At 44.1% G+C, this 3,620-nt stretch carries 2 protein-coding genes and 3 pseudogenes; 1 reads left to right on the forward strand and 4 read right to left on the reverse strand.

Features of this window, described 5'->3' with window-relative positions; genetic code table 11:
• Positions 1–1,136, forward strand: a pseudogene (locus Q4A14_RS08825) (helicase); the annotation flags it as partial.
• Between the two features lie 47 nt (positions 1,137–1,183).
• Here the strand turns inward: Q4A14_RS08825 and Q4A14_RS08830 are convergent.
• The 4 genes and pseudogenes from Q4A14_RS08830 to Q4A14_RS08845 form a co-directional block, all read right to left on the reverse strand.
• A pseudogene (locus tag Q4A14_RS08830) lies at positions 1,184–2,188 on the reverse strand (nucleotidyl transferase AbiEii/AbiGii toxin family protein).
• On the reverse strand, positions 2,172–2,786 hold the full coding sequence (locus Q4A14_RS08835; RefSeq protein WP_303171500.1) for a DUF6088 family protein: 615 nt from the start codon (positions 2,784–2,786) through the stop codon (positions 2,172–2,174). Before Q4A14_RS08835 ends, Q4A14_RS08830 begins: the two are co-directional and overlap by 17 nt.
• Positions 2,787–2,878: 92 nt before the next feature.
• Complete coding sequence (locus Q4A14_RS08840; protein WP_303171501.1) at positions 2,879–3,190, reverse strand: helix-turn-helix domain-containing protein; 312 nt, start codon at positions 3,188–3,190, stop codon at positions 2,879–2,881.
• Positions 3,178–3,620: pseudogene (locus Q4A14_RS08845) on the reverse strand (bifunctional DNA primase/helicase); the annotation flags it as partial. The gene Q4A14_RS08840 and the pseudogene Q4A14_RS08845, both read right to left, overlap by 13 nt.

Here is a 3,620-nt window from a genome sequence, read left to right on the forward strand (position 1 = left end):
CTGTGCGTAAGGGCAACCTTATCGCCAAGGAGTTTGCAGACAACAAGGTCGATGTGATTATCTATGCTGTAGAGCGGTCGTTGGACAGCTATAAGTTCAACCTCCTGCACAACAAGCAGCTCTTCATCAATCAGCTCAAGACCAACACACTGGGTTCTCGTACGATTGATGAGGGCTCAATGGACGAAGATAGCGGTATGAACTTCTCTGAATATGTAGCCGTCCTATCGGGGAACACTGACCTCTTGGAGAAAGCCAAACTCGACAAGAAGATTACGACTCTTGAGTCGGAACGGAAGTCCTTCCTCAAGGAACGTGATGCCGCCAGCGGTAAACTCGCAGAGATGCAGTACTCTGTAGAGTATCACACGGGGCGTGTCGAAGATGCGAAAGCTGACTTGGCTACATTCGAGAGCCGTGTGCAGCGTGATGCCGAAGGCAACCCCATCAATAAACTTGTCCTCAAAGGCGTAGACGAGGGTGCAGACATCAAGGTAATGGCAGCACGCTTACAGGAAATAGAGGAAAAAGCTCGCACCAATGGTGAGCACCACAAAATCGGAGAGATTTACGGATTCTCAATCACTGTAAAGACAGAAAGCTCCATGAAAGACCTCTTTCAGATGTCTGCCAATCGATTCTTTGTCAAAGGGCAAGAGGGTATCTACTACACCTATAACAACGGTAAGCTCGCCAATGATCCTAAACTCGCCTGTGCTAACTTTGTCAATGCCCTCGAACGTATTCCCAAGGTTATTGAGACACACGAGAAAGAACTTGCCAAGGCTACGGCAGACATTGGTGTATATACAGTGATAGCCAACGGCTCGTGGAAGAAGGAGGACGAACTGCGTTCCCTCAAGACCCAAGCCGCCGAGATCGATCGGAAAATAGCTCTCGAATTGGCCCCTCCCGAGCCAGAGAAGGAAGAGATCAAGGAGGGGGAGAAGCAGGAGCAGAAACAAGGGCAAGGAGGTGGACAAAACATGACCTCTCAAGGGGCAAAGCAAGAACCTACTCCAATTTCCCCTGGGCACACGACAATGCCCCAGTCCTCTATGTACGCTCCGAAGAGCGAGCCAGAAGACCGAGGCATCATGAGTCGTGTCGTAATCTCTAAACCCAAGTGGAGATAGAAAAATCTGTCGCTTTTAACTCAATAAAGATTAAGAGTGACAGTGGTTTATCTGTTATGAAATAACTCTTCCAGAAGACGTATCCGCTCCATTAGAGCATCAAACGACAAGGAATCTCCATAAATCATAGATTGTTGCATCTCTGAATAGTCCCTCTCCCAAACAGTCTTTATTTCATCGGGAGGACATAAGACTATTCGATCTCTAATATCAGGGGCATAATCGACACCCGATAGGCTTGTGAATACTTCACGATGATGTACGATAGTCTCCCATAAAAGATTGTCTGTAATAGCTTGTTGTGCAAAAGGCATGTCCATCATCTTTTCTAAGTCGTATAAATGTCGAGATTTGCGCTCTGCACTTGCTCCTCGCCCTGTTGTAAATAGCTCATAAAGAAGAAAGGCTTTTTCCAGAAAGGTCTTTTGTGGAGCCGCTGTTGTTATAGATTGACCTGATACAACACTCGTATTGATTTAAGGGAATCGGTTACTAATAAGGCTTTCTATCGATGTTTCTACAGTCGGTTCAAATAATGAACGAACTCCCACTTCCAATATAACCTTTGGCTGGAGATAGTCGTTCAGGGGAAATAATGAGTTGTAGTATACTTCGATTTTTCTGGGTTCAGGATAGGTGCTGTCTCCTTCTCCATCATTCTCAGGAACTACAGAACAATAAGTATCTAACCCAACAGATTCGATCGCCATTTTAAGTTGATTCGCAAAATCATCACGAACAAAGAGAGATGATTCCTTCCGTAAACGTTTAATTTGCTTTTTGGTTAGGTCTCCGTACAAGTCAAAGAGGCTTCTATCAACAACTAGGTCTATATCTTCAGAGAAGCGTTGTATTAGTCCAAACGATTTGCTCAGCGATGTGCCACCCTTAAACACAAGCTTGTCCGCAAAAGGGAGCGTAAATACGAGCTGTAGAATCGTTGGCACCCATAAGTCTTTTTCTATTGCTTGACCTGGTAGACCAAGTTGTACTGCTGTCTGTGTAATTACAGTACGTTGCTGTATTGAGTTAAGTTCAAAGTACTTGTTCATAAGATGCTTTTACAATTGTTCGGATCCAAACTGGCATTAATGAATAGTCAGCCGAAATTTGTTCCTCTCTAATAGGAGAAAGAATCTTTTTGAGTTGTTCTTTATGAGCATCAGTAATACATTCTTTCCCAATCTCTTGGAGAGAGGCAGTGATCAACTGAGCCATTTTATTCTGAAAAGCCAGTTTCTTGGGGGTAGTATGCTTAAATGTGATTTTATGTCCATTAAAAAGCTGGATACTACGAGGGCTACCATCTGTTAGAAATACAAGGTTCATAGGAACCTGTGTAGTAAAGCCCAATATGTTCATTGCATACGCTCCAGTCGGAGCAATCTTAGCCTTATCTCTTTGAGCAATGCTTTGAGCAATCTCCTCATAGGAGGGGTACACCACACCTAGTCCTAAAACCTTATCTTCTTTAGGGTAACAATATATGCCTCTAGCAAGGCGAATTAGAATTCCTTTTGCAACTAGACGCTCCAAAGCTTTTAGGACACTGCGACTCTCTCCTAGTCTTATAAAATTTGCTGGAAATAAGATTGTCCCCCTTCCGCGTTTTGATGCTATTTTAATTATTTTATCTTCAATGCTTTCCATCTATTTCTGAGTTGTATTTTGTCGTAAAAATACCGCTTTTTTGCGACAAAATACAACTCTCTGAATGTTTTTTAGGTGTCAAGCTATTGGACTCATGTCCGCTCAAGCATCTCATCAACCTCATCTCGCCTAAAGAGTAGTCGCCCGTTGGCTTTTAGGTAGGGTATTTTACTCTCCCATACCCAGTTGTAGATGGTTTTTTGCTCTACACGCAGGAGCTTCGCTACCTCTATGATGTCGAGATACTCTGGCTTAAGTGGCAGATGGACTGTGGTGTCGGGCAACTGGTCTTTGAGAATAAGTAGTTGTTCGAGCTTCTCTTCCATAGAGAACATACGCTCAAAGAGGAGTTTAACCCAGTCCGCTTGCCGGCTTTCTAGCTTACTATCTTCTATGTACGACATCTCTCCCCCTTTTGATAGTTTCCATTTGTGTCTTGCGTCAAAACACCTTGCTCACGCATATAAGCAATATACTTCTTAGCCGTGCGGTCCTTGATTTCCATCTCCCGCATCAGTACCTCACAGAGTTCTTGATACGATAACCGAGTATTGAGCCTAAAGGTTTCTCTGATAACCGATACCAATTCTTCGGTCTTGCGTTTGTCCTTATCCTCCTTAGACTTTTCGCCTCGATAGACGTGCATATCCAGGGCTTTATCCCATCCGAAGAGCATCATTGGTACATCCAAAGGGCTACCGTCTCTGACTTTAAGGGCTTTGACCACCGAGTATTCGGGATTTTCGTCCTTTTCGATCGAGAGAATGCCTGCTGCCTTGCGTTGTAATTCTGAGCCGATATGACCGCGGAGTTTGATACCATTGGGAACGAAGT

Source organism: Porphyromonas sp., from assembly GCF_030529325.1.
Classification (GTDB): domain Bacteria; phylum Bacteroidota; class Bacteroidia; order Bacteroidales; family Porphyromonadaceae; genus Porphyromonas_A.

Coding starts and splice junctions, on each gene's coding strand:
- Q4A14_RS08835 (WP_303171500.1), bottom strand. CDS start 2,786: ATGGAAAGCATTGAAGATAAAATAATTAAAATAGCATCAAAACGCGGA.
- Q4A14_RS08840 (WP_303171501.1), bottom strand. CDS start 3,190: ATGTCGTACATAGAAGATAGTAAGCTAGAAAGCCGGCAAGCGGACTGG.